Genomic DNA, 23,656 nt, shown 5'->3' with positions numbered 1-23,656 from the left:
CAGGCCGGCTACCCGTCGACGCCTTGGTAGGCCATTACCCCACCAACAAGCTGATAGGCCGCGAGCCCATCCCCAACCGCCAGAACTTTCAACCAACCATCATGAGACAGTCAGTATTATCCGGTATTAGACCCCGTTTCCGAGGCTTATCCCAAAGTTGAGGGTAGGTTGCTCACGTGTTACTCACCCGTTCGCCGCTCGTGTACCCCGAAGGGCCTTACCGCTCGACTTGCATGTGTTAAGCACGCCGCCAGCGTTCGTCCTGAGCCAGGATCAAACTCTCCGTTGAAATCCATATGTCAACCACGGCGAACCATGGAAAACAGACTACTTTGAGTGATCCTTTGAATCAGAAACAACCAAAACTGGCTTGTCATCCGTAATAACTTCAAAGGAATCCGACACAAACATAGACAACCCACCACCCAAACCTCGAAGAGATCCAGGTAGAAGAAGTCACCCAATGCCTGTGTACGGGGTAAAACAATTTCGGCATTGACTTTCGGCACGCTGTTGAGTTCTCAAGAATCGGACGCTCACCGCATCCATGACCTCTCGGCCAGGACCCCGGGGCAACCTGCGTTACTCTACCGGAGCAGATCCACCGAGTCAAGACCCAATTTTTCTGCTCACCCGCCGCGTCTGAGGGGCCGACCCGAGTCCGAAGACACGTTCCGGCTGCTCTAGCCTTTGGGGGGTTCGGAGCGACCGGCCGCTTTCGCGTCCCGCGCCTCGCTCCAACAAGAAGAACATTACGTGGCCCGTAGGTGGCCGGTCAAATCGGCCCCCGGTGGGCTGAATCACAGGGCTGTAATTTGCCTTCGGCAACCCGAGTGTGGGAGTGGAGCCCACCCCCACACCAGGGCCATGACAGGGCCGTCAGTCCCGTGCCGGCGAGGCCAGAACCCCTGCAAATGAACGCTTCCCGCGCCGCAGCACGAGTACGCCACCTGGCAGCAGGTCGTCCGTACCAGGCACGTACTCCGCGTCCTTCACCTTCTCGTTGTTCAGGTACGCGCCGCCCTCAGCTACCGTGCGGCGCGCAGCGGACTTGCTGGCGACCAGTCCGGACTTCACCAACAGGTCGCCGTACGTTGGCATTGGTTCGCCTGCGCCCAGCTCCACATGGGGTGCTTCCCGGAGAGCGGCGACCAGTGTGGAGCCGTTGAGTGACGCGAGCTCCCCCTGGCCGAACAGCGCCTTCGAGGCCTCCTGCACACGCCGCGTCTCGTCAGCGCCATGCACCAGCGTGGTCACGTCCTCCGCCAGCACCCGTTGAGCTTCTCGGGCCTGTGGACGTTCCGCGGTCGCCTGCTCGAGCGCCGCGATCTCCTCCGCCGTACGGAACGTGTAGTACCGCACCAGCTGCATCACGTCGCGGTCGTCGCTGTTGAACCAGAACTGGTAGAACGCGTACGGCGTCGTCAGCTCCTCGTCCAGCCACACAGAGCCGGACTCCGTCTTCCCGAACTTCGTACCGTCGGCCTTGGTCACCAGTGGTGTCGCCAGCGCATGCGCCTTGCCTGACTCGGCACGTCGGATGAGCTCGACGCCGGCCGTCAGATTCCCCCACTGGTCGCTACCGCCGGTCTGCAGTGTGCAGTTGTGCCGCCGGTAGAGCTCCAGGAAGTCCAGCGACTGCAGCAGCACGTAGCTGAACTCGGTGTAGCTGATCCCCTGGTCCAGCCGTGCCTTCACCACCTCGCGGCCGAGCATCCGGTTCACCGGGAAGTGCTTCCCGATGTCCCGCAGGAAGTCGAGGGTGTTGAGGTCCTTCGTCCAGTCGTAGTTGTTGACGATCCGGGCCGGGTTCGGCAGCGACTGGTCGAAGTCGATGAACTTCTCCACCTGGACGCGTACCTTCTCGACCCACTCGTGCACGACGTCCTTCGGGTTCAGCACCCGCTCGGACGTCTCCTTGGGATCACCGATCAACCCGGTCGCGCCACCCACGAGCCCGATCGGGTTGTGGCCGGCCAGCTGGAGCCGCCGCAGCGTCAGCAGCTGCAGCAGGTTCCCCATGTGCAGGCTGGGCGCGGTGGGGTCGAAACCGACATAGGAGGTGATCGGTCCCGCTGCCATCGAGGCCCGGAGGGCATCCGGATCGGTGGAGTGGGCAATCAGCCCACGGCTCTCCAGGTCATCTAATACCTGGGTGCGGCGTTCGCTCACTTGTTCTCTCCTCGAGTACGTCGGTCACCTCATAGTGTCCTGTACTAGGGGGAGCTGCCGCTCAGGTGGGTTCGGGGCGGGCCAGCACTGCCCGGAGCTGTGGACGGAGTGAATGCCCGTCTGGCCCCTGGACTGTGACTGCAGTCGGCCGCTGCGGGTCGTGAGCACCTGGGTCCGGGTTCGGTACGGGTAGACCGTGCGACAGGACCTGCTCGGCCGGAGTGAGCTGGCGGATGCCGATGGCCAGCACGTGATCCGGGTGCGTCTGTGCGAAGTCGCCGTACAACTGGGGGTCGTGCTGGCCGTCGTCGCCGATCAGGACCCAGCGGACGTTCGGGAACTCCTTGGCCAGCCGCCGCAGCGCGGTCCGCTTGTGCTCCTGACCGCTGCGGAACCAGCCTGTGTTCGTCGGGCCCCAGTCCGTCATCAGCAACGGCCCCGGTGGGTACCCGTGCCGGGCGAAGAAGCGGGTCAGCGTCGGTGCGGTGTTCCACGCTCCGGTCGACAGGTAGAACATCGGCGCACCAGGGTGGTCCGCCAGCAGTTCGTCGTACAGCCCGGCCATCCCTGGTACGACGCGACGCGCCTGCTCGTCGCGGACGAAGGTGTTCCAGGCTGCGATCAGCGGACGCGGCAGCATCGTCAGGATGACTGTGTCGTCGATGTCGCTGACCAGTCCGAACGTCGCCTCCGGATCAGGTACGAAGATCCGCGCCCGGGCCTGCCGGTCGCCGTGGACGCCCAGGATGATCTCGTGCCACCCCGGCGGCAGCACCACTGGAACGGTCAGGTCGATGAACCCGCCGCGGTCGGTGAGGGCGTTGAACGTCTGTCCCTTGACGGTCACGCTGACGAGCACCTTCGTGGCCGGCGCCGTGACGAACACGCGCCAGCCGCGCATCACCTGGTCCTCTTCGTACCGCGGCTGGTTGCGCGGATCCCGGCCGAGCACGACACGGGCCAGCACCCGGACGAACTCCGTGTTGCCGTAGCCGACCTGCGGAATGATCCGTTCCTGCCAGCCGCGCCGCCGCAGCACAGCCTGCACCCCCACGTTGAACCAGTCCTCGAGACGGGACGCGTAGTGCGGACGGGCCATACCAGAAACCTACCCGCAGCACGGTCCGCTAGTCGCCCTCCCCCGCGGTCGGCGAGAACCTTTGACGCGTCTCTCACGAACTGTCGGCGGCATCTCGTAGCGTCCCCCCATGACCAGTCTCGGAATGTGTTTCCCGCGAACCTTCCCGGCCGCCCTCGTCACCGACGTGGCCCGACGGCTCGACCGCGGTGGCGCGGACGAGTTGTGGATCATCGAAGACTGCTTCTTCACCGCCGGTCCGTCGCTGGTGTCGGCCGCGCTGACGTCGACCGAGCGGTTGACGGTCGGTCTCGGCATCGTGCCCGCGGTCGCTCGGACCGCCGCGGTCACCGCGATGGAGTTCGCGACGCTGGAGGCGCTCGGACCGGGGCGGTTCCTGCCTGGCATCGGTCACGGCGTGCAGCCGTGGATGGCGCAGATGGGCGTCCGGCCGAAGTCGCCGCTGACGACACTCGACGAGGTCACCACGACGGTCACCCGGCTGCTCGCCGGCGAGGAGGTCAGCTTCGAAGGCAAGGCGGTGTACCTCGACAAGGTGAAGCTGGACGCGCCACCGGTCACCCCGCCGCCGATCCTGCTCGGCGTGATGGGCCCGAAGTCGATGGCGCTGGCCGGCCGGGTCGCGGGCGGTGTCGTGCTCGCGGAGCCCGCAACTCCGGCGTACGTGCGTCAGTCGGTGGAGTACGCCGGATCGCCGGAGGGGTTCGTGGTCGCGGTGTTCGCGGCGTTGTGCGTCCGGGAGGATCGGAAGACGGCGTACGAGTGGACCGCGCCGTGGCTCGGCTGGCGGATCAGCGACAACCACCCGGGCGTGACCGCGCTGCCGTTCTTCGAGGACCTGAAGAAGCTGTACGACGAGTCTGGCGTCGAGGGGCTCGTGGGGATGCCGCGGGACTGGTGGACGGAGATCGGGGCGATCGGCACGCTCGAGGACGCGGCCGCGCACGTCGACGCGCTCGAGGCCGCTGGGGTGCATCACATCGGACTGTTCCCGGACCCGGAGGTAGAGCACGGGCTTCCGCAGCTCGACTACGTGCTGGAGTTGGCGAAGCGCTAGCTGCGGCGCTTCGGGACGTGCGGGCGGTACGGCGAGACTGTCGGATCGGCCGGGATCCAGAAGCGCCACGGCCGGTCGGCGGCCTCTCGCAGGCCGACTCGGGGTCCGGTGGACGGTTCGCCGTCGAAGCCTGGTCCGGGGAGGAGCTGGATGGGTGAGTCCTTCGCGAGCAGGTCGGCGCCGTTGCCTTCGCGTCCGATGCCAAGGGCAACACAGAGCCGGGCCGGGCCGCGAGCGAGATCGCGGTCGGGGTTGGGCTTCGGGCGCTTCACCACCGGGCCTTGGCGGATGCCTGCGGTTTGGTTGAAGGCGACCTTCTCCGGGGTGGGGTGGCCGCGGCGGGCGCGGGCCAGGTCGGCGCCTTCGATGACCTCGCCTGCGCGGAGCAGGACGGCTGAGGGGTTGCCTGCCGGGCCTACGACGACGTTCATGCAGAAGTGCATGCCGTAGGTGAAGTAGACGTACAGGAATCCGGGTGGGCCGAACATGACTGCGTTCCGGGTGGTCTCTCCTCGGTACGCGTGCGAGCCGGGGTCGTTCGGGCCGTCGTACGCCTCGACCTCGGTGATCCGGACTGCGACCGTCCCGTCATCCGTCGTCCTGCGCAGCACCATGCCGAGCAACTTCGGCGCCACTTCCAACACAGGACCAGCAAGAACCGAACGGCGCATGCTCAGCACCTTAAGCGAGGCGGTCCGCGTGTTCCGCCGCGCGGGTGCGGAGTTCCGCCAACTGTTCGGTTACTTGGGGTTGGGCGGTGCCGCCTCGGGTGTTGCGGGAGGCTAGGGAGCCTTTGACGGTGAGGACGGTGCGGACTTCTGGGGTGAGGTGGGGTGAGATGGCGGCGAGGTCGTCGTCCGACAGGTCCCAGAGCTCGATGCCGCGCTTCTCGCACGCCTGGACGCAGGCGCCCGCCAGTTCGTGGGCGACGCGGAACGGCACCTTCTGACGGACCAGCCACTCGGCGATGTCGGTCGCCAATGAGAAGCCCTGCGGAGCGAGCTCCTCCAGCCGGGTGGTGTTGAAGCGGAGCGTCCGGATCATCCCGGTGAACGCGGGCAGCAGCACCTCGAGGGTGTCGATGGAGTCGAAGACCGGCTCCTTGTCCTCCTGCAGGTCCCGGTTGTACGCGAGCGGCTGCGCCTTGAGCGTGGCGAGCAGGCCGCTCAGATTCCCGATCAGCCGGCCGGACTTGCCGCGGGCGAGCTCGGCGATGTCCGGGTTCTTCTTCTGCGGCATGATGCTCGACCCGGTCGAGAACGCGTCGTCCAGCTGAACGAACCCGAACTCCTTCGTCGCCCAGATGATCACCTCTTCGGCCTGCCGGGACAGGTCGACGCCGATCTGCGCGGTGACGAACGCGAACTCCGCGACGAAGTCTCGCGACGACGTGCCGTCGATCGAGTTCGCCGACGAGTTCGTGAAGCCCAGTTCGTGAGCGACGAACACCGGGTCCAGCCCCAGCGAGCTACCGGCCAGCGCGCCCGAGCCGTACGGCGAGTCTGCGGCGACGCGCGCGTCCCAGTCGGCGAGCCTGTCGAGGTCGCGGATCAGCGGCCAGGCGTGCGCGAGCAGATGATGCGACAGCAGAACCGGCTGAGCGTGCTGCAGATGCGTCCGTCCCGGCATCGCCACGCCCAGGTGCTGCGTGGCCTGTTCGGCCAGCGCGTTCACCTGCTCCAGCACCAGGCGGCCGATGATCCGACCCTGCTCCCGCAGGTATGCCTTGAACAGGGTCGCGACCTGGTCGTTCCGCGAACGCCCCGCCCGCAGCCGACCACCAAGCTCGGCACCGAGCCGCTCAAGCAGCCCGTGCTCCAGCGCGGTGTGCACGTCCTCGTCCTCAAGAGCCGGCAAGAACTTCCCGGACAGCACGTCAGCAAGCAAGCCGTCGAGCCCGGCGAGCATCGCGGCCAGGTCCTCATCGGTCAGCAGACCTGCCCGATGCAGCACCTTCGCGTGCGCCTTCGACCCAGCGATGTCGTACGGCGCCAACCGCCAGTCGAAGTCCGTCGACTTGCTCAACGCGGCCAGCGCATCAGCCGGTCCACCCGCAAACCGCCCACCCCATAGGGCAGTGCTTTCTCCCGTACTCATTTCTCAGTTCCTTTACTTGGGGTCGGAGCGGGCAGCTAAGGACAGGAAGCGGGCGGCGAGTGCCTCGCCGCCGACCGGGTTGCGGGAGACGACCATGACGGTGTCGTCGCCGGCGATGGTGCCTAGGACGTCGTCCAGACCGACGTGGTCGATCGCCGAGGCGAAGTACTGGGCCGCGCCGGGCGGGGTTCGCAGGATCACCAGGTTGGCGCTGCCCTCGGCGCTGACCAGGAGTTCCGAGGCGACGCGACCGAGGCGGGCCTCGAAGGCGGCCGCTTCACCGGCTCTCGGCGTACGGTCGCCGCCTTCGCCGGGTACGGCGTACACGAGCTGACCGGTCGAGTCCCGGACCTTCACCGCACCGATCTCGACCAGGTCGCGTGACAGCGTCGCCTGCCCGACAACCAGTCCGGACGCAGCGAGCAGATCAGCCAACTCGGTCTGCGACCGCACCGGCTGCCGACCCAGCAGATCAACGATTCGCTGCTGACGAGCGGTCTTGGTAGTCGGTACGGCGATCGTCATGCCTCGAAACTCCTTGCCAGCAGCCACGACAGCAGCGCCTTCTGCGCGTGCAGCCGGTTCTCGGCCTCATCCCAGACGACCGATTGCGGTCCGTCGATGACGGCCGCGTCGATCTCCTTGCCACGGTACGCGGGCAGGCAGTGCAGCACGATCGCGTCCGTCTTCGCCTTCGACAGCAGTTGCTCGGTCACGGCGTACGGCACGAACGGCGCCTCACGGTCGGCCGCCTCGCCCTCCTGGCCCATCGACACCCAGGTGTCGGTGGCAAGCACATCGGCCCCGTCGACCGCCGCGATCGCATCCGCCGTCCACGACACCGATCCCCCGGTCGAGGCGGCGATCTCGGCGGCGCGCGCCAGGATCGCCGGATCCGGCTGGTACTCCGCTGGTGAGCCGACGACCACGTGCATGCCGGCGGTCGCGCCGCCCAGCAGATACGAGTGCGCCATGTTGTTGGCGCCGTCGCCGAGGTAGACCAGCTTCAGCCCGGCCGTCGCGCCCTTGTGCTGACGGACAGTCTGGAGGTCGGCCAGAATCTGGCAGGGGTGGAACTCGTCGGTCAAAGCGTTGATCACCGGCACCTGCGACGCCGATGCCATCTCTTCGATCCGGCTCTGACCGAACGTCCGCCAGACGATCGCCGCGACCTGCCGATCCAGCACCCGCGCGGTGTCCGCGATCGGCTCACCACGTCCCAGCTGCGAGGTCTGCGCATCGATGATCAGCGGTACGCCGCCGAGTTCGGCGATCCCGACCGCGAACGAGATCCGCGTCCGGGTCGAGGTCTTGTCGAAGATCACCGCGACCGTCTTCGGGCCGCTCAGCGGCTTGTGCCCGTGCCGGTCCCCCGCGAGCTGCGCGGCCAGCGTCAGTACCTCGTCCTGCTCGATCGGCGAAAGGTCGTCGTCACGCAGGAAGTGTCGGATGGTGGACTCGCTGCGCTCGCCCACGGGCCGAACGGTCATCACGCCTCCACCTTGTCGAGCAGCCCGGGAAGGGCCGCGACGAAACTGTCCGCATCAGCCTTGCTCAGGATGTACGGCGGCGCCAGCCGCAACGCGTTCGGAATCGGATTGTTGATCACGAACCCGGCCTCCAGCGCCAACGCCGCCACCTGATCGGACACCGGCTCGGTCAACTCGATTGCCAGCAGCAACCCGCGACCGCGGACGCCGGCGATCAACGGGTGGTCGAGGGCAACGATCGACGAGGCGAGATGGTTGCCGATCGCATTCACCTGGGCGAGCAGACCGTCCCGCTCGATCACGGTCAGCACCGCCAGACCCGCGATCGCCGCGACCGGGTTCCCGCCGAACGTCGTACCGTGGTTTCCGGGCTGCAACAGATCCGCCGCCGCGCCCAGCCCGATGCACGCACCGATCGGGATGCCGGCACCGAGGCCCTTGGCAACTGTCACCAGGTCCGGCGTGATCCCCTCCGGCTCGAAGGCGAACCAGGTCCCGGTCCGCCCGATCCCGGTCTGGATCTCGTCGAGCCACAGCAGCGCGCCGTGCTCCGACGTGATCCGCCGCGCCGCCTGCAGGTATCCGGCCGGCGGTACGACGACGCCGTTCTCCCCCTGGATCGGCTCGAGGATGACGGCGGCCGTCTCGTCGTCGACGGCAGCGGCCAGCGCTTCGACATCGCCGTACGGCACGAACTCCACGTCGCCGGGCAGCGGCGCGAACGCCTCGCGGTACGCCGGTTTCCAGGTCACGGCGAGCGCGCCCATGGTCCGTCCGTGGAACGCACCGACGGTCGAGATGATCTTCGTCCGGCCGGTACGCCGGGTGATCTTGAACGCGGCCTCGTTCGCCTCGGTACCGGAGTTCGTGAAGAACACCTTGCCCGGGGCATCGAAGAGACCGAGCAACTTCTCCGCCAACGCGATCTGCGGTGCGGAGGCAAAGAAGTTCGAGACATGGCCGAGGGTGGCGAGCTGCGACGTCACGGCAGACACCACGAACGGGTGCGCGTGACCGAGGCAGTTCACCGCAAGCCCGCCGAGCAGGTCGAGGTACTTGTTGCCGTCGGCATCCCACAGGTAAGCACCCTCGCCGCGGACCAGCACCCGCTTCGGCGCCCCGAAGGTATTCATCAGCGCACCGCTGTAGCGCTCGGCGAGAGCCGCCTGCGTGCCGTCGACGGTCACCAGTTCGGTCATGACGGGATCACCTGGGTTCCACTTCCGGCGTCGGTGAAGATCTCGAGCAGTAGCGAGTGCGGCACGCGGCCGTCGATCACGGTCGCGCGGGACACGCCTGACTCGACCGCGCGCAGGCAGGCCTCCATCTTCGGCACCATGCCGGACGCGAGCGACGGCAGCAACTCGGCGAGCTCGGTCGTGTTGATCTGGGTGATGATCTCGTCGCTGTCCGGCCAGTTCCGGTAGAGCCCGGCCACATCCGTGAGTACGACGAGCTTCTCCGCACCGAGCGCGCTCGCCAGCGCAGCGGCCGCGGTGTCCGCGTTCACGTTGTGGGCCTGACCGTCCTCGTCCGGCGCGATCGTCGACACCACCGGGATCCGGCCGGCGTCGATCAGGTCGACCACCGCCTCCGGCCGTACTTCGACCACGTCGCCGACCAGACCGATGTCCACAGCCTCGCCGTCCACGAGCGCAGTACGCCGCTCTGCCGTGAACAGGCCCGCGTCCTCACCGGACATGCCGACCGCGAACGGACCGTGGGCGTTCAGCAGACCGACGAACTCGCGGCCGACCTTGCCGACCAGGACCATGCCGACGACATCCATCGCTTCGGGCGTGGTGACCCGGAGCCCGCCGCGGAACTCGCTGTCGATCCCGAGCCGGCCGAGCATCTCGCTGATCTGCGGTCCGCCACCATGGACCACGACGACGCGCACCCCGGCGTACCGGAGGAAGACGATGTCGGACGCGAAGGCCTGCTTGAGCTTGTCGTCGACCATCGCGTTGCCGCCGTACTTCACGACGACCGTCTTGCCGTGGAACTGCTTCAGCCAGGGCAGCGCTTCGGTCAGAACCGCGGCCTTCTCAACTGCGTCTGCATGAGTGTTCATGACGAGTAGGCCGAGTTCTCTTCGACGTAGGCGTGGGACAGGTCCGTGGTGAGGACGGTTGCCGAGGCCGGGCCGGCGTGCAGGTCGATGACCACGTCGATCTCGAGGCCGCTGAGGTCGGCCTCGGAGCGGTCGACACCCTTGCCGCCGGCAACGCAGATCGCGGCGCCGTTCAGCGTGATGTCGAGCAACGAAGGGTCGAAGGCAGTAGGTGCGTTGCCGACCGCCATCGCGATCCGGCCCCAGTTCGGGTCGGAGGCGAAGAACGCGGTCTTGCACAGGTTGTCCTCAGCAACGACCTTGGCGGCGGCCAGCGCCTCCGCTTCAGACGCCGCACCCTGCACGGTGATGCTGACGTGCTTCGTGACGCCCTCGGCGTCGGCCTGCAACTGCTTCACCAGGTCAGCAGCCAGCACGGTCAGCGCCGCCTCGAACGCCTCGGGTGTCACGGTTACCCCGGACGCGCCCGAGCTGAGCAGGAGCACGGTGTCGTTGGTCGACGTACCGCCGTCGACATCGAGCCGGTTGAAGGTCTTGCCGACCGCGTTCCGCAGGGCGTGGTCGAGGTGCGGCTGATCGAGTACGGCGTCGGTGGTGATGACGCTGAGCATCGTCGCCATGTTCGGCGCGCACATCCCGGCGCCCTTCGCGAACCCGCCGATGCTCCAGCCGTCCGGGTGCTTCAGCGCGGCCTGCTTCGGCACGTTGTCGGTGGTCATGACCGCGGTGGCCGCGGCCAGCCCATGCTCCAGACCGTTGCCGAGAGCATCCACCGCCGCCGAGATCCCAAGGATGAGCTTTTCCATCGGGAGGCGTTCGCCGATCAGGCCGGTCGAGCAGACGCCGATCTCCGCAGCGCCGACGCCCAGCACCTCGGCCAGCTTCTCGGCGGTCTTGTGGGTGTCCTGGAAACCTTCCGGACCGGTGCACGCGTTGGCGCCGCCGGAGTTCAGGACGACGGCCTTGAGCTTGCCGGCGGTGAGGACCTGCTGGGACCAGAGCACCGGCGCGGCCTTCACTTTGTTCGTGGTGAAGACGCCGGCGGCAACGTCCTGCGGGCCGTCGTTGACCACGACGGTGAGGTCCGGCGTACCGGCGGGTTTGATCCCGGCGATCACCCCGGCGGCACGGAAGCCGGCCGGCGCGGTGACTCCGGCGCTCCGATCGACTTGGGTGGCAGGGGTGACTGCGAGGGTCACGGGGCTACTCCTACTAGAGGCAGGGCCAGGGTCTCGTCGAGACCGGTGGCCAGGTTCATGCACTGCACGGCGGCGCCGGCGGTGCCCTTGGTGAGGTTGTCCATCGCGGCCACGATGACGGCGCGGCCGGTGCGCTGGTCGAGGGCGACTTGCAGCTGCACGGTGTTCGCGCCGAGGGTGGCCTGCGTCTGCGGCCACTGTCCTTCCGGCAACACGTGCACGAACGGCTCGTTGCGGTAGGCATCTTCGTAGGCCTGCCGGAGCGCGGCCAGGTCGGTGCTGTCGGCAACCGGTGCGCTACAGGTGGCGAGGATGCCGCGGGACATCGGCACGAGCACCGGCGTGAACGAGACGCTCACCGGCTGATCGGCGTACGGCGTGAGGTTCTGCTCGATCTCCGGGGTATGGCGGTGGACGCCGCCGACGCCGTACGCCGACGCGGAGCCCATCACCTCAGCCCCGAGCAGGTGCGCCTTCGGTGCCTTGCCCGCGCCGGACGTGCCGCTGACCGCGACCACCACCAGCTGGCCAGGATCGACGAGACCTTGCTGTACGGCGGGGAGCAGGGCGAGCGTGGAGACGGTGGGGTAACACCCCGGTACGGCGACTCGGCTCGACCCGCGGAGCTTGTCCCGCTGACCAGGGAGCTCCGGAAGCCCGTACGGCCACGAGCCGGCGTGCTCGCCGCCGTAGAACTCGATCCACGCCTCGGCCTCGGTCAGCCGGAAGTCCGCGCCGCAGTCGATCACGGTGACGTCCTCGCCGAGCTGGTCGGCGATTCCGGCGGACTGTCCGTGCGGCAGGGCCAGGAACACCACGTCGTGACCGGCGAGATTCTCCGCCGTGGTCTCGATCAGGATGCGCCCGGCCAGCGGCACGAGGTGTGGATGATGGACACCGAGCGGCGTACCAGCGTTCCCGCCGGCGGTCAGTGCGCCGATCTCGACTTCGGGGTGACTACTCAGCAACCGGAGCAGCTCGCCGCCCGCATACCCACTGGCCCCGGCCACCGCCACCGTCAAACTCATATGAATGAGTATGCCATAACCCGAATGAATATCCAATGTTGGTGATGGTGTGAGGCAGGTCATGTCACATGGAGGTGGTCGGGGCGTGTCCATGGGGGGACGACGACTCTGGAGGGTGAGATGGCGCGGATCGGGCTGGAGCATGAGCGGACCTGGTTTGTCCGGCTGGTGGAGTGGGGCAGCCGGCGGAAGTTCCGGAAGGTGCCGGATCCGGTGAGGGCGGCGCTGCACAATCGGCGGGTGCTGGTGTCCACGGCGTTGCTGGAGACGTCGGCGGCGAAGTGGAAGGCGCTGGATCCAGGCCTGAAAGCGTTGAGCGTGATGGTGGCGTCGGCGCGGATCGGCTGCAGTTGGTGCATGGACTTCGGGTACTGGGAATTTCATCACCAGGGGGTCGACCCGGTGAAGCTGCGGGATGTGCCAAGGTGGCGGGACAGCGACGTCTACACGGATCTGGAGCGCGCGGTGATGGACTACACCGAGGCGATGACGGCCACCCCGCCGGAGGTGACCGACGCGCAGGTCGAGCGGTTGCGGCGGGACCTGACCGACGAGCAGTTCGTCGAGCTGACCGCCGTCGCGGCGCTGGAGAACTTCCGCTCCCGGATGAACGCCGCCGTCGGCCTCACCAGCCAGGGCTTCAAGGAGTACTGCGAACTGAGGCCGGTCAAGTGACCGACGAGCTGCTGGCTCGGGAGTTCGCCGAGCATCGGTCCGTCCTGGTCGGCGCGGCGTACCGGGTGGTCGGGAGCGTGAGCGATGCCGAGGACGTCGTCCAGGAAGCCTGGTTGCGCTGGGCCGGCGTCGACCACGAGGACGTCCGCGATGTCCGCGCGTACCTGATCCGGATCACCACCCGGCTCGCGCTCAACCGGTTGCGGGAACAGAAGGCCCGGCGGGAGCAGTACGTCGGTCCGTGGCTGCCCGAGCCGCTCGCCTCGGACGACGATCCGGCGGCCGCGGTGGAGATGGCCGACTCGGTCAGCATGGCGATGCTCGTCGTCCTCGAGACCCTCTCTCCGCTCGAACGCGCCACCTTCGTACTGCGTGAGGTCTTCGATCTGCCGTACGACGAAATTGCCGACACCCTCGGCCGGTCCGAACCCGCGGTCCGGCAGCTCGCTCATCGGGCCCGCGAACACGTCCACGCGCGGCAGCCGCGACACCACGTCGACAAGGCGCGCCACGACGAGCTGACCATGCGGTTCATGCAGGCGGCCGGGTCGGGCGACTTCGACCAGGTGGTCGCGCTGCTCGCGCCGGACGCCGTACTGATCAGCGACGGCGGCGGCAAGAAGAAGGCGGCGCTGCGGCCGATCCAGGGCGCGACCAAGATCGCCCGCTGGCTGTTCGCGGTCATCGCGGAGAACCCGGACTTCGAGATCCGGATGGGGACGCTGAACGGCGAGATCGCCTACATCGCGTACGACGGTGACGAGCCCGACACGGTCGCGTTCCTGAAGACCAGCGACGGCTTGATCAGCGAGCTGTACCTGATCAGAAACCCGGACAAGCTGACCCATGTGAACTGAGCTAGCCGTAGACTATCTGCAACTCAGTCGCAGATGGAGGTGCGGTGAAGTACCTGGTAATGGAACCCGACGAGACACTCGAGCCGGGCTTGCGGGCGGACCTGCTGGACACCTGGGTCGCAGCCACGAACGCCGGTGGCGCGGTCGGGTACACGGCGCCGGCGCCGGTCGAGAAGATCGCCGAGAACCTGGACGGCGCGCTCGGCCGGGTCGAGGCGGGGCTGGACCTGCTCGGGGTGTTGTCCACGGGCGAGCGGTACGTCGGTATGGGGATGCTGGTGAATCGCGGGAGTGCGCTGCTGGCGCACTGGCGGACGGTGTTGCGGGTGATGGTGCATCCGGAGTTCCAGGGCAATGGCGCCGGGCGGATGCTGATGGAGGGGCTGCGCGGTTCGGCGGTCGACCTCGGGCTGGAGCAGCTGCTGCTGACCGTCCGCGGCGGACTCGGGCTGGAGAACTTCTACGGGCCGCTCGGCTATCGCATCGTCGGCACGCACCCCCGCGCGGTCCGCGTCGCCCCAGACGACTACCGCGACGAACTCACCATGGTGATGGACCTCTAGCCCATCACAATCGCCTCCCCGACGACGGCCGCCCGCCTGAAGCGGCCGCTTACGCGGGATTGTGATGGCCTGCCGGTCCGCGTCACCTCCCGGCAACCGTGGTCGCGCAAACCCTCCAACTCAGTGGGCATCCCCTGAGTTGGAGGGTTGCCCACTGAGAATCTGAGGGGGCAACCCTCCAGGTGAGTGGGCAACCTAGCGGCGCGTGCAGAACGGCAGTCTGGGTCACCGGCCGGTGCAGGACAGCAGTCCGCGTCACCGGCTGGCGCAGGACGGCAGTCGGTGTCGCCGGCGGGTGCGGGACAGGTCAGCGGCGGGTGCGGGAGAGGACTACGAGAGTTGCACCTAAGGCGGCTAGTAGGGCGCCGAGGGTGAGGACGACGGGCGGCGGGCCGCCGGTGGGTGGGAGGTCGGCCCGGTTCAGCGGGCGGATCTCGTCGGCGGGCTCGGCGCCGACGGTGAACTTGACCGGGGCGGTGGCCGTCTGGCCGGTCTCGTCGGTTCGTTCGTAGGTGACCTTCGCGGTCCCGGTGAACGCGGCCGCCGGCTTGAGGGTGACCGTGCCGTCGTTGGTGACGGACCAGGTGCCCGTGCCGTCGGTCACGCTCTTCGCGCAGCGGCCCGTAGCCGTGCGGAGGCAGACCGAGCTCGGCTTGATCGCGCCGCCGTCGTTGAGCAGCGGGTTGACCGCGATCGCGTTGCCCGGCGTACCTGTCGCCGAATCCGGGAGCGCCTTGTCGAGCGCCGGTCCGACCACCGTCACGTCGAGCAGCGCTGTGTCGGACGTGCCGTTCGCGTCGCTGACTCGGTAGGCCAGCGATCGCGTCGTACCGACGAAGTCCTTGGCCGGTGTGTACGTGATCGCGCTATCGGCACCGACCGCGTACGCGCCCTCCTTCGGGACGACGACGGACTTCTTCTCCTTACCGTCGGCTGGATCCCGCAGTACGACGGAATTCGGGCGGAGCGGCGCGGACGGGTCGCCGGCCTTGTCGTTGCCCAGCACCTCCACCACGATCGCCGTACCGAACGCCGTACGAGCGGTGTCGTCGACCGTGATCGGACGCACCGGCACGACCGTCACAGTGATCGTCGCGCGGGCCGAATTCTGATGGGTGTCCTTCACGTCGTACGCCGCCGGCCGCGCGGTACCCGTGAACGTTGCCACCGGACTGAACGTGACCTTGCCGCCCGCAACGACGTACGTACCCTGCCCGGCAACCGTCACCTGATCGACCAGCGCACCACCCGGACCGACCAGCAGCAGCGACTCAGGATCGAAGGTTGCCCCCGGCCCCGGCTTGTCGTTGGCCAGCGGGTCGACCGTCACCGCGACATGCTGCTTGGTCCGCGCCACGTCGGCCACCGCGACCGGACGCGCCTGCACCGTGATCGCCAACGTGCCGGTCCCAACCGTTCCGTTGCGGTCAGCAACCTCATACCCGACCGGAACCACCGCACCGGCAAACCCATCGACCGGCGCGAACCGGATCGCGCCAGACGGCTGGACCGTGAACGTCCCCTCCCCCGGCACAACCACCGCCGCCACCGGATCCCCAGTCACCGGATCGACCAGCCGAACGGCACCAAGCGGCGCGCTCGCATCACCCGGCTTGTCGTTCGCCAGTACGTCGACCGCGACCGGAGTCTGGTACGGCGTCGTCGCCGCGTCGTCCGTGATCACCGGAGTGACCGGCGAGACGGTGACGGTCACGGAAGCGCTCGCCTTGTTCCCGGTGGTGTCGGTGACCCGATAGGCGATCGAGACGACACCGCGGTACGCCGGTTCGGGGTCAAAAGCGATCTTCCCAGCGGTCACGCTGAACACACCCTGCCCAGGAATCGCCACCTGACGACTCCATGACACGCCGTACACCTGGACGCTGGTCCGGTCGAGCTGCGCACCCGTCCCCGGCTCGTCGTTCGCAAGCGGATCGACGGTGATCGTGACGTTCTGCTTGGTCGTCACCACGTCCGCGACCGCCGACGGACCCTTGCCGACGGTCAATAGCAGCAGACCTTCCGCAGTCGTTCCGTTGTCATCGGCGATCCGGTAGGTCGCCGGCGTAGTCACGCCCTGGAACCCCTTCACCGGCGTAAACGTGACCGTCCCGTCGTCACCAACCCGGTACGTACCTTCGCCGGCACGCGTCATCGTCTTGCCGTAACGGCCGGCCGGATCCTTGAGCACCAGACTCGACCGGACGAGCGGCGCCGACGGGTCACCCGGCTTGTCGTTGGCCAACACGTTCACGGTGATCGGATGGTCGTATGGCGTGATCGCCGAGTCGTCGACCGCGACCGGCTGGACCGGCGTCACGGTCACACTCAGCATCGAGGCGGCGTAGTTGCCGTCCGAGTCCGCGACCCGGTAGCTCATCGGAAGCGCCTTGCCCCGGAACGACGGCAGCGGATCGAAGGAGACCGCACCACTCGGCTGCACGGTGTACGTGCCCTGCCCCGCAACCGTCACCTTCTTGACGTCCCCGGCGAGCACGACCGAACCCGGCTCGAGCTTCGCGTCCGTCCCCGGGACGTCGTTGGACAGCACGTTCACCGTCACAGTCACGTCCTGCAAGGTCGAGGCAGTGTCCGCGACCGCGACCGGCGGTCGGCCGACGGTCACGGCCAGTCGCGCTGTAGCCAACGTCCCGTTGCTGTCGGCAACCTGATAGCTCAACGGCGTACCCGGACCGCGGAACGTCGCGCTCGGATCGAACCGAACCACTCCCCCGCCAGCCGTATAAGCGCCCTCGTTCGGAATCGTCACCGTTGCCTTAGGCAAGCCATCCGTCGGATCAACCAGCCGCAGACTGCCCGGCACCAGCGGCGCCGACGCGTCACCCGGCTTGTCGTTGGCCAGCACCTTCACCACAACAGTCTTCCCGTACGGCGTCCGCGCAGCGTCGTCGACAGCAACCGGGGTGATCGCCGTGATCGTCACCGTGATCGTCGACCGCGCCGTCTGCCCGAACCAGTCGGAAATCCGATACGCCACCTTGCTCGCCGCACCCGTAAACCCAGGCAGCGGGTCAACAGAAACCGACCCATCCGGATTGACCTGATAGTCAGCCTGCCCCGGGATCTTCACCAGCTTCTTCAACGACCCGTCCGCCGGATCCAGCAGCATCAGGCTGAGCGGATCCAGCCCAGACCCACGCCCGGCCGTGTCGTTCACCAGCGGAGTCGCCCGAAGCGGAAGGTTCTGCTTGCCGGTCGCAGTGTCCGGCACGGCGGTCGGCGCAGGCGGCTTGGCGACCGTGACGGTCAGCATCGCGGACGTCGTCGTACCGTTCACGTCCGAGAGGCGGTAACCGATCGGCGTCGCGACCCCGGTGAACTTGGGCAGCGGATCGACCTCGACCTTCCCTTCCGGCGTCGTCGTGTACGTCGCCTGACCGGCGACCACGACCGTTGCCTTCGGCTCCTTCGTCGTCGGATCGATCAGCCGAACGCTACTCGGCACCAGCGGCACCGACGGGTCACCCGCATCGTCGTTCGCCAGCACGGACACAGTGGCCACTGTGTCGTACGCAGTACCAGCGGTGTCGTCGGACGCATCCGGCTGCACCTTCGTCACCCCGACCGTCAACGTCGACTTCCCGATCGCACCATTGCCATCGGCAACCTGATAGCCGACCGCAGTCGCCGCACCACTGAAGGCGGGCAGCGGCTCGAACAGCACCCTGCCGTCCGGCTTCACCGAATACTTGCCCTGGCCGGCCACCACGAGAGTCGTGACGGGCTCTAGCTTGTTGAGCAATCGCACGCTCGCCGGATCCAACGCCGCACCAGTCGGACCAGGCTTGTCGTTGTCGAGCACGTCGACAACCACCGACCGACCCTGCAGCGTGGTGATTGCATCCGGGTTCGCCACCGGTGGGCCGGGTGCGTCGACGGAGACAGTCAGCTCGGCGCGGGCCGCCGTACCGTTCTTGTCGAGCACTTGGTAGGTCACCGACGTGCCGACACCGGTGAACCCGTGCACCGGCTGGAAAGTCACCTGGCCGGCGGCCGCCACATAGGTACCTTCCTGGGCGATCGTCACCTTGTCGACCAGCTGCTTGCTGACCGGGTCGACCAGTCGCAACGTCAGAGGCAGGAGCGGCGCGTCCGGCGAGCCGGGCAGGTCGTTGTCGAGCACTGGTACGACGACGTCGGTGTCGAACGCGGTCGAGATCGAGTCGCCGTTCGCCGTCGGCGTCACCGGCGTGACCGTCACGGTCAGAGTCGACTCGGCGGTCTGGTGGGTGGTGTCGGTGACGCGGTAGCCGATCGTCGTGCCGACTCCGGTGAACTGCGGCTTCGGGACGAAGTCCACGTTCCCGTTCGGCTTCACGACGTACTCACCCTCGCCGGCGATCACCACCTTCTTCTTGAAAATCGCGTCGGCCGGATCACGCAGTACGACGGAACCGGGAACGAGCTGTACTCCCGCCGCGGCTCGGTCGTTGGCCAGCGGTTTGACGGAGACGCTGACGTTCTGCGAAGTGGTCGCGGCGTCGGGGCTGGCGACCGGACGATCGGGAAGCGAGACCGTGATCGTGAGTTTGGCGGTGGCGGTGATGCCGTTGCTGTCGGCAACCCGGTAGGTGACCGGCTTGGCCGGGCCGACGAATCCCGGTACTGGTTCGACCCGGATCGTGCCGTCGGGCTTGGCGACGTACTTCGCCTGGCCGACCACGTTCACCATGCCGACGCACTTGCTGCCGTCGATCAGGCACAGCGTCGTAGGTGCCAGCGGCGCCGAACCGGGCTTGTCGTTAGCGAGCACCGGGACAACGACCGCGGTGTTGAAAGCTGTGGTCGCCGTGTCGTCGGCCAAGTCCGGAGGTAGCGGCGGGGTGATCGCGAACAGATAGTCCTCGACCTCACCAGAGTCGGCGGCGCCGGTCGGCTTCTCGACCTGCGCGTCGTTGTAGCCGACTCGGACCCGCGCGTACGACGGTCCTGCCTTTGGAGCGAGCTCGGTCCACTTCAGCGTGACAACGGTCTGCTTGGCGGCAAAGGGGGCGCAGGATCGCTCGGCCGGCTCGAACGTACCGTTGACGTTGGCATCGATCCACGCGCACGCGCGGCCGGCCTTCGAAGTACCGGAGAGCTGGAGATCGGCTGAGTACGTCGTCTGGTTGGTGCGAAGCGGTTTCAGGACGACACCGTCGTCGGCCTGATCCGGCGCGGCCGGACCGTTGGTGCCGTTGGCAACGGTGGCGTTGTCCTCGGTGACGTCCTTGCCGAGCTGTACATCGCTCAGCACCGACCACGCCGCGCCGTACGACGCCGGCGCGTCACCGAAGTCCTCGGGCGTGGACGCGACGATCGAGAACACGTCGCCGGACGAGCCGTTGTTCAACGCGGGAAGCTTCGGGTGCTTGGTGAACTGCGCCGTCACGTCGAACGTGAGCTTGGTGACGACGCCGTTCACGCGGACCGATCCGCAGGCTGCGGTCGCGGAGGTGTCGAGAGCCGACGGGGACTTGGTGTTCACACAGTTCGGACCCGCGTCGTGGTTGACGGCAGTGATCGTGTCGCTGGTGACGGCGAGATTGTTGCCCTGGCCAAGCTTCGTCAGACTGAGGCCGGCGGTGCTGAGCTTGAGGATCGAGTGCAGCTCGGACTGGGCCGTCGGCTTGCCGCTGACAGTCCGTACGACGGATCCGCCGATTCCGCCGAGGTGCAGGACCGGGTTGCGAACCGGTTGGGAGAACGCGATCGTCACCGTGCCGCGATCACCGCAGCCGCCGGTCGACGCGCAGTCGCCGGTGTTCACCACGACGTCCTGCGCGGGTGTGTTCTTCGCGATCGCGGGCTGGTAGGTGCTCGGCCCGATCCCGCGGAAGCCGGCCGTCGTCGGATCGCCCAACTCGGTCTTGCCCGTCACCGTGAGCGTCTGGCGCAACCCCGAGCCCGGCATGACCGTGGTCGCCGAGTCGTCAAACGGTCCAGTCGGCACTTGATAGGCGTTCGCGGAGATCGTGCCGAGGCTCAACAGGCCGGTGACAAGAAGAATGGCCGCCGGTCGGACTGCCCGCATCTATCCCGCCCTCCCGAGCAATCACGGAGCTGCATTGCATCGGCCGCGTGGCGGGCGGGCCTGCGTAGAACCTAACGGTCTGCGCCGACCCAATGTTACGGGGCAATCACTCTCCGAGGTCGTAGATCAGGACCTTCCCGATGCTGTGTCGGCGTACGGCGAGTTGGTCCAAAGCCGGCGACACGGGTCCGTTGCGCAGGTCGGCGTACAGCCAGCGAACGTCGTACTCGTCTCGCATCCGTTGCAGCACGGCCGCGGTCGGCGCGGTGAGGGCCTGGTTGGTGAGCGCGACGCGGTCCGGCCACGGTGACGGCTGCTCGGTGTAGCGGCGTCCGCCGTTGCCCTGCTTGGCCATCGCTTGGTTCGTGTACGCCCAGCCCTCGATCAGCGTGCGTCGACCGGCGATCCCGCTGACGAGGTACCCGCGCGCATCGCAGCCCGCCATCGTCGAACCGGCCGGCCGGCACCAGGTGTTGGTCGCGACCACGTCGGTCGGCGCGGAGTTGTGCCCGAGCCACAGCGCGGCCTCGGCCTCGTCCGGGTAGACCCACCAGCGCGCCGCTCGATAGGTGGGCGCCTTCTCGGTGTCACCGCGTACGGCGCTCTGCAGGAATGAGCTGATCGGCGCGGTCGAGAGCAGGACGAGTACGACGAACATGCCGCCGCCAGCTTGTCGGAAGAACAGCCTCCACACTACGAGCAGCACGAGCGTGATTCCGAGGACGACGAGCAACATCCGGGTGCTCAACCACAGCTGTCGACCGGTCGAGGCCGCCGGCACACCACGCGCCCAGACCAACAGGCCGGCGTAGAAGATCGACAGTACGAAGGCAGCGATCGCTATCGGGATCGGTCGGCCGGCAGCGCGCGCACTGGACGCCGCGAACCAGCCTGCTCCGGCCAGACTGAATGGCGCCGCGGTGTAAACGAAGTACGACTCGCTCACCGACGGATGGTCGATCAGCAGGTAACCGAGCCAGCCCGCGATCATCGCGCCGAGCAAGAACCACGCGACCGGATCCTTGCGGCCGATCACGCCGAACCCGGCCCAGGACATCGCCTGCAGAGTCAGCAGCAGACCCAGTAGCAAGCTGAGTGTGCCGATCACCTCGCCATGAGCGAGTGCCGGCAGGATCAGACCGCCGTCACCTGGCTGTGTCGTGTCGCCGGTCGCCGCTGTGTACACGGGCAGTGACTTCAGTACGGCGAGGAACTGCAGCCTCGAACCACTGGTGCTTCCGGCAACCGTCAGGAACGTCACCGCGCCGGCCGCCAGCAGCACAACCGTCGTACCGATCAATCGCCACGGCAACCGTCGAGTCGTCACCAACAGGTAGAGCGCGGCCAAGCCGACCGCTGCAACCAGCAGCGGCGACACGGTCGGTTTCGAACCGCCGCCGACGATCGCAACGGGCACGGTGATCAGCCACAGCCAGCGGCTGCCGCCTTTGAACAGCAGCTCGATCAGGAACACCGCGACCGCAACGCCCGCGACCATCCCGAACGTCTGCGACGGACTGAGCAGACTGACCGGCGGCGCCAGGTTCACACTGGTGTCGATCAGGAGGAACAGCTGCGGCGCGGCCAGCGCGAGGGCCGCGAGTACGCCGGTCCACCAAGTGCGGCTGACGGTCCGGGCGAGTGTCGCGCAGACGAGCAGCGAAACGACCAGCCAGGGCAGCACCCACAGCCGGAACAGCACGACCATCGGAGTGAGTCGGGTGACGTCCACGGCCGCGGCCATGTCGGCGTTCGCGAACCAGTGGTACTCGAGCCGCTCCCCCACCACCTGCGGGATCTCGGGCGGCACCGTCCGAGTCAGCTCGTTCACCATCGACAGGTGGTAGAGCAGGTCCGGGTAGTACGCCTCGCCGTTCGGCGGCATCGGGTGGTACGCCATCACGCCGAACGTGATCGCGCCCATCATCACCGCCGCCGAGACCGCCAGCCCCCACGTCCACGCAACCGGTAGCGGCTTGGGATCGGCGATCCGCCAATGCTTGCGGCCGAAGATCGCGAAGCCGATCAGCACTAATGCCGGCCAGACGATCAACGACCGTTGCCAGCCGAACGCGGTGAAGATCGCCCAGCCGATCAGCTGCCAGGTCGCGCCGACGACCGACCCGAGTCCGAGATCCTCGGCCCAGTTGCCGGTACTGCGCCATGCCGCCCGAAGCAACAGCGTCCCGGGGAGCGCGATCGCCAACCCGAAGTACGCCGCGTACTTGACCAGCGGACCGGGTCCGACATCACCCAGCGAAACGAACCCGCCGACCGCCACCAGAATCGGCAGCAGCCACGGGGCGGAACGCTTCATCTATGTTGGACCGGTTCCTGATGGCCGTGGTCTTCGAGGCTGTCGTAGCCGACTAGGAACTGTGGTCTGCGTTGGCTCGACTGGAACAGGCGGGCGACGTACTCACCGAGCAGGCCGAGGCACAGCAACTGGATCGCGCCGATCACGCTGACCGCGAGGACGGTCGACGTCCAGCCGGGGATGCCCCGGCCGGTCAGCTTGATCACTAGTGCACCGACGACGAACAGCCCGGACATCACGCCTCCGAGCAGCCCCAGCCACGTCGCCAGCCGCAGCGGCGCCGCCGAGAACGCGGTCACACTGTCGAAGGCGAGCCTGAGCATCTTCGAGAAGTTGTACTTCGTCGTGCCGGCGGCCCGCTCGGCCCGGACGTACCGGACCTCGGTGCTCGGGAAGCCGAGCCACGGGATGACCAGGCGGAAGACGCGCCCGTCGTCGGGCAGCCCGTTGACCGCATCCACCACACGACGCGTCACCAACCGGAAGTCGGCCGCGTCGAACGGGATGTCCTTGCCGACCAGCCTGCACATCAAGCGGTAGTACAGCCGGGCGCTGGTGCGCTTCGCCCAGGAGTCGCTCGATCGGTCGGAGCGGACGCCGTACACGACATCGACATCCTGCTCGCGGACCGCCTGGAGGAACTCCGCGATGACTTCCGGCGGGTCCTGCAGGTCGGCGTCGATCGTGACGACGTACTCACCGCGGGCGCGGCGGAAGCCGGCCGACTGAGCTGCCTGGTGACCGCTGTTGCGGAGCAGCCGGACGACCCGGAGCTGCGGCCAGTCCTCGGCGGCCGCGAGCAGCAGCGCCGCGGTCTTGTCCCGGCTGCCGTCGTCGACGACGACCAGCTCGTAAGCGATCCCCAGACTGTCGAGCAGCGGGTGCATCCGCTCGAAGAAGATCGGCAGCACCTCCTCCTCGTCGTACATCGGTACGACGACGGAGAGCTCGGGGTGGGGGTGCCGCATGACTGCCTTTCCGGTCCGGTGTTACT

Annotated in this window: 17 protein-coding genes and 1 rRNA gene; 4 read left to right on the top strand and 14 right to left on the bottom strand. The window is 67.6% G+C overall.

All coding sequences use genetic code 11. From position 1 onward, the window contains the following. From EV650_RS31265 to EV650_RS31255, 3 genes are all read right to left on the bottom strand, one after another. Positions 1-289: ribosomal RNA gene (locus EV650_RS31265) — 16S ribosomal RNA — on the bottom strand; the annotation flags it as partial. A 590-nt stretch (positions 290-879) separates the two neighbouring features. After that, on the bottom strand, positions 880-2,172 hold the full coding sequence (gene tyrS / locus EV650_RS31260; protein ID WP_134122538.1) for a tyrosine--tRNA ligase: 1,293 nt from the start codon (positions 2,170-2,172) through the stop codon (positions 880-882). Positions 2,173-2,233: 61 nt separating this feature from the next. Continuing rightward, positions 2,234-3,271 carry an App1 family protein phosphatidate phosphatase gene (locus EV650_RS31255; protein WP_134122537.1) on the bottom strand — a complete coding sequence of 346 codons (1,038 nt, stop codon included), beginning with the start codon at positions 3,269-3,271 and terminating at the stop codon, positions 2,234-2,236. A 109-nt stretch (positions 3,272-3,380) separates the two neighbouring features. On the opposite strand from EV650_RS31255, the gene EV650_RS31250 reads away from it, so the two are divergent. Beyond that, positions 3,381-4,328 carry an LLM class flavin-dependent oxidoreductase gene (locus tag EV650_RS31250; RefSeq protein ID WP_238174555.1) on the top strand — a complete coding sequence of 316 codons (948 nt, stop codon included), beginning with the start codon at positions 3,381-3,383 and terminating at the stop codon, positions 4,326-4,328. Here the strand turns inward: EV650_RS31250 and EV650_RS31245 are convergent. The 8 genes from EV650_RS31245 to argC are packed head-to-tail and all read right to left on the bottom strand — an operon-like array spanning position 4,325 to position 12,216. After that, on the bottom strand, positions 4,325-4,999 hold the full coding sequence (locus EV650_RS31245; RefSeq protein ID WP_134122536.1) for a DNA-3-methyladenine glycosylase: 675 nt from the start codon (positions 4,997-4,999) through the stop codon (positions 4,325-4,327). The genes EV650_RS31250 and EV650_RS31245 overlap by 4 nt on opposite strands. 10 nt (positions 5,000-5,009) lie before the next feature. Next, positions 5,010-6,425 (bottom strand): argininosuccinate lyase, encoded by a 1,416-nt coding sequence (argH, locus tag EV650_RS31240; RefSeq protein WP_134122535.1) that lies wholly within the window; start codon positions 6,423-6,425, stop codon positions 5,010-5,012. Positions 6,426-6,437: 12 nt separating this feature from the next. Next, positions 6,438-6,950, bottom strand: coding sequence for an arginine repressor (locus tag EV650_RS31235; RefSeq protein ID WP_134122534.1), 513 nt, complete (start codon positions 6,948-6,950; stop codon positions 6,438-6,440). After that, complete coding sequence (argF, locus tag EV650_RS31230; RefSeq protein ID WP_134122533.1) at positions 6,947-7,915, bottom strand: ornithine carbamoyltransferase; 969 nt, start codon at positions 7,913-7,915, stop codon at positions 6,947-6,949. Before argF ends, EV650_RS31235 begins: the two co-directional genes overlap by 4 nt. Continuing rightward, entirely contained in the window at positions 7,915-9,114 is a 1,200-nt protein-coding gene (locus EV650_RS31225) for an acetylornithine transaminase (RefSeq protein WP_134122532.1), read from the bottom strand. Before EV650_RS31225 ends, argF begins: the two co-directional genes overlap by 1 nt. After that, a complete protein-coding gene (argB, locus tag EV650_RS31220; RefSeq protein ID WP_134122531.1) occupies positions 9,111-9,989 on the bottom strand; it encodes an acetylglutamate kinase in 879 nt (292 codons plus the stop codon). The genes EV650_RS31225 and argB overlap by 4 nt, the downstream gene beginning before the upstream one ends. Beyond that, a complete protein-coding gene (gene argJ / locus EV650_RS31215; RefSeq protein WP_134122530.1) occupies positions 9,986-11,188 on the bottom strand; it encodes a bifunctional glutamate N-acetyltransferase/amino-acid acetyltransferase ArgJ in 1,203 nt (400 codons plus the stop codon). Before argJ ends, argB begins: the two co-directional genes overlap by 4 nt. Further along, a complete protein-coding gene (gene argC / locus EV650_RS31210; protein ID WP_134122529.1) occupies positions 11,185-12,216 on the bottom strand; it encodes an N-acetyl-gamma-glutamyl-phosphate reductase in 1,032 nt (343 codons plus the stop codon). Before argC ends, argJ begins: the two co-directional genes overlap by 4 nt. A 120-nt stretch (positions 12,217-12,336) precedes the next feature. Between argC and EV650_RS31205 the strand changes: the two genes are divergently transcribed. Genes EV650_RS31205 through EV650_RS31195 form a run of 3 tightly spaced genes read left to right on the top strand, consistent with a single transcriptional unit; the run spans position 12,337 to position 14,311 of the window. After that, positions 12,337-12,891: a carboxymuconolactone decarboxylase family protein gene (locus EV650_RS31205; protein WP_134122528.1), complete on the top strand. Its 555-nt coding sequence runs from the start codon at positions 12,337-12,339 to the stop codon at positions 12,889-12,891. After that, entirely contained in the window at positions 12,888-13,748 is an 861-nt protein-coding gene (locus tag EV650_RS31200; RefSeq protein ID WP_134122527.1) for an RNA polymerase sigma-70 factor, read from the top strand. Before EV650_RS31205 ends, EV650_RS31200 begins: the two co-directional genes overlap by 4 nt. Before the next feature lie 44 nt (positions 13,749-13,792). Continuing rightward, positions 13,793-14,311, top strand: coding sequence for a GNAT family N-acetyltransferase (locus EV650_RS31195; RefSeq protein ID WP_134122526.1), 519 nt, complete (start codon positions 13,793-13,795; stop codon positions 14,309-14,311). 307 nt (positions 14,312-14,618) lie between these two features. On the opposite strand, the gene EV650_RS31190 is transcribed toward EV650_RS31195, so the two are convergent. The 3 genes from EV650_RS31190 to EV650_RS31180 all read right to left on the bottom strand — a co-directional run bounded on the left by EV650_RS31190 (position 14,619) and on the right by EV650_RS31180 (position 23,630). Further along, the gene (locus EV650_RS31190) at positions 14,619-20,345 is read right to left on the bottom strand and encodes an Ig-like domain-containing protein (RefSeq protein WP_134122525.1); all 5,727 of its coding nucleotides are present in this window, start codon (positions 20,343-20,345) and stop codon (positions 14,619-14,621) included. A 106-nt stretch (positions 20,346-20,451) separates the two neighbouring features. Next, on the bottom strand, positions 20,452-22,662 hold the full coding sequence (locus EV650_RS31185) for a hypothetical protein (protein WP_134122524.1): 2,211 nt from the start codon (positions 22,660-22,662) through the stop codon (positions 20,452-20,454). Further along, positions 22,659-23,630 (bottom strand): glycosyltransferase family 2 protein, encoded by a 972-nt coding sequence (locus EV650_RS31180; protein WP_134122523.1) that lies wholly within the window; start codon positions 23,628-23,630, stop codon positions 22,659-22,661. Before EV650_RS31180 ends, EV650_RS31185 begins: the two co-directional genes overlap by 4 nt. Positions 23,631-23,656 lie beyond the last annotated feature (26 nt).

The organism is Kribbella kalugense, from assembly GCF_004365875.1.
GTDB lineage: Bacteria > Actinomycetota > Actinomycetes > Propionibacteriales > Kribbellaceae > Kribbella > Kribbella kalugense.
The sequence above is the reverse complement of the archived record's forward strand: the minus strand, read 5'-3'. Positions and strand labels throughout refer to the sequence as shown.

Coding starts and splice junctions, on each gene's coding strand:
- EV650_RS31255 (WP_134122537.1), bottom strand. CDS start 3,271: ATGGCCCGTCCGCACTACGCGTCCCGTCTCGAGGACTGGTTCAACGTG.
- EV650_RS31250 (WP_238174555.1), top strand. CDS start 3,381: ATGACCAGTCTCGGAATGTGTTTCCCGCGAACCTTCCCGGCCGCCCTC.
- EV650_RS31245 (WP_134122536.1), bottom strand. CDS start 4,999: ATGCGCCGTTCGGTTCTTGCTGGTCCTGTGTTGGAAGTGGCGCCGAAG.
- argH (WP_134122535.1), bottom strand. CDS start 6,425: ATGAGTACGGGAGAAAGCACTGCCCTATGGGGTGGGCGGTTTGCGGGT.
- EV650_RS31235 (WP_134122534.1), bottom strand. CDS start 6,950: ATGACGATCGCCGTACCGACTACCAAGACCGCTCGTCAGCAGCGAATC.
- argF (WP_134122533.1), bottom strand. CDS start 7,915: ATGACCGTTCGGCCCGTGGGCGAGCGCAGCGAGTCCACCATCCGACAC.
- EV650_RS31225 (WP_134122532.1), bottom strand. CDS start 9,114: ATGACCGAACTGGTGACCGTCGACGGCACGCAGGCGGCTCTCGCCGAG.
- argB (WP_134122531.1), bottom strand. CDS start 9,989: ATGAACACTCATGCAGACGCAGTTGAGAAGGCCGCGGTTCTGACCGAA.
- argC (WP_134122529.1), bottom strand. CDS start 12,216: ATGAGTTTGACGGTGGCGGTGGCCGGGGCCAGTGGGTATGCGGGCGGC.
- EV650_RS31205 (WP_134122528.1), top strand. CDS start 12,337: ATGGCGCGGATCGGGCTGGAGCATGAGCGGACCTGGTTTGTCCGGCTG.
- EV650_RS31190 (WP_134122525.1), bottom strand. CDS start 20,345: ATGCGGGCAGTCCGACCGGCGGCCATTCTTCTTGTCACCGGCCTGTTG.
- EV650_RS31185 (WP_134122524.1), bottom strand. CDS start 22,662: ATGAAGCGTTCCGCCCCGTGGCTGCTGCCGATTCTGGTGGCGGTCGGC.
- EV650_RS31180 (WP_134122523.1), bottom strand. CDS start 23,630: ATGCGGCACCCCCACCCCGAGCTCTCCGTCGTCGTACCGATGTACGAC.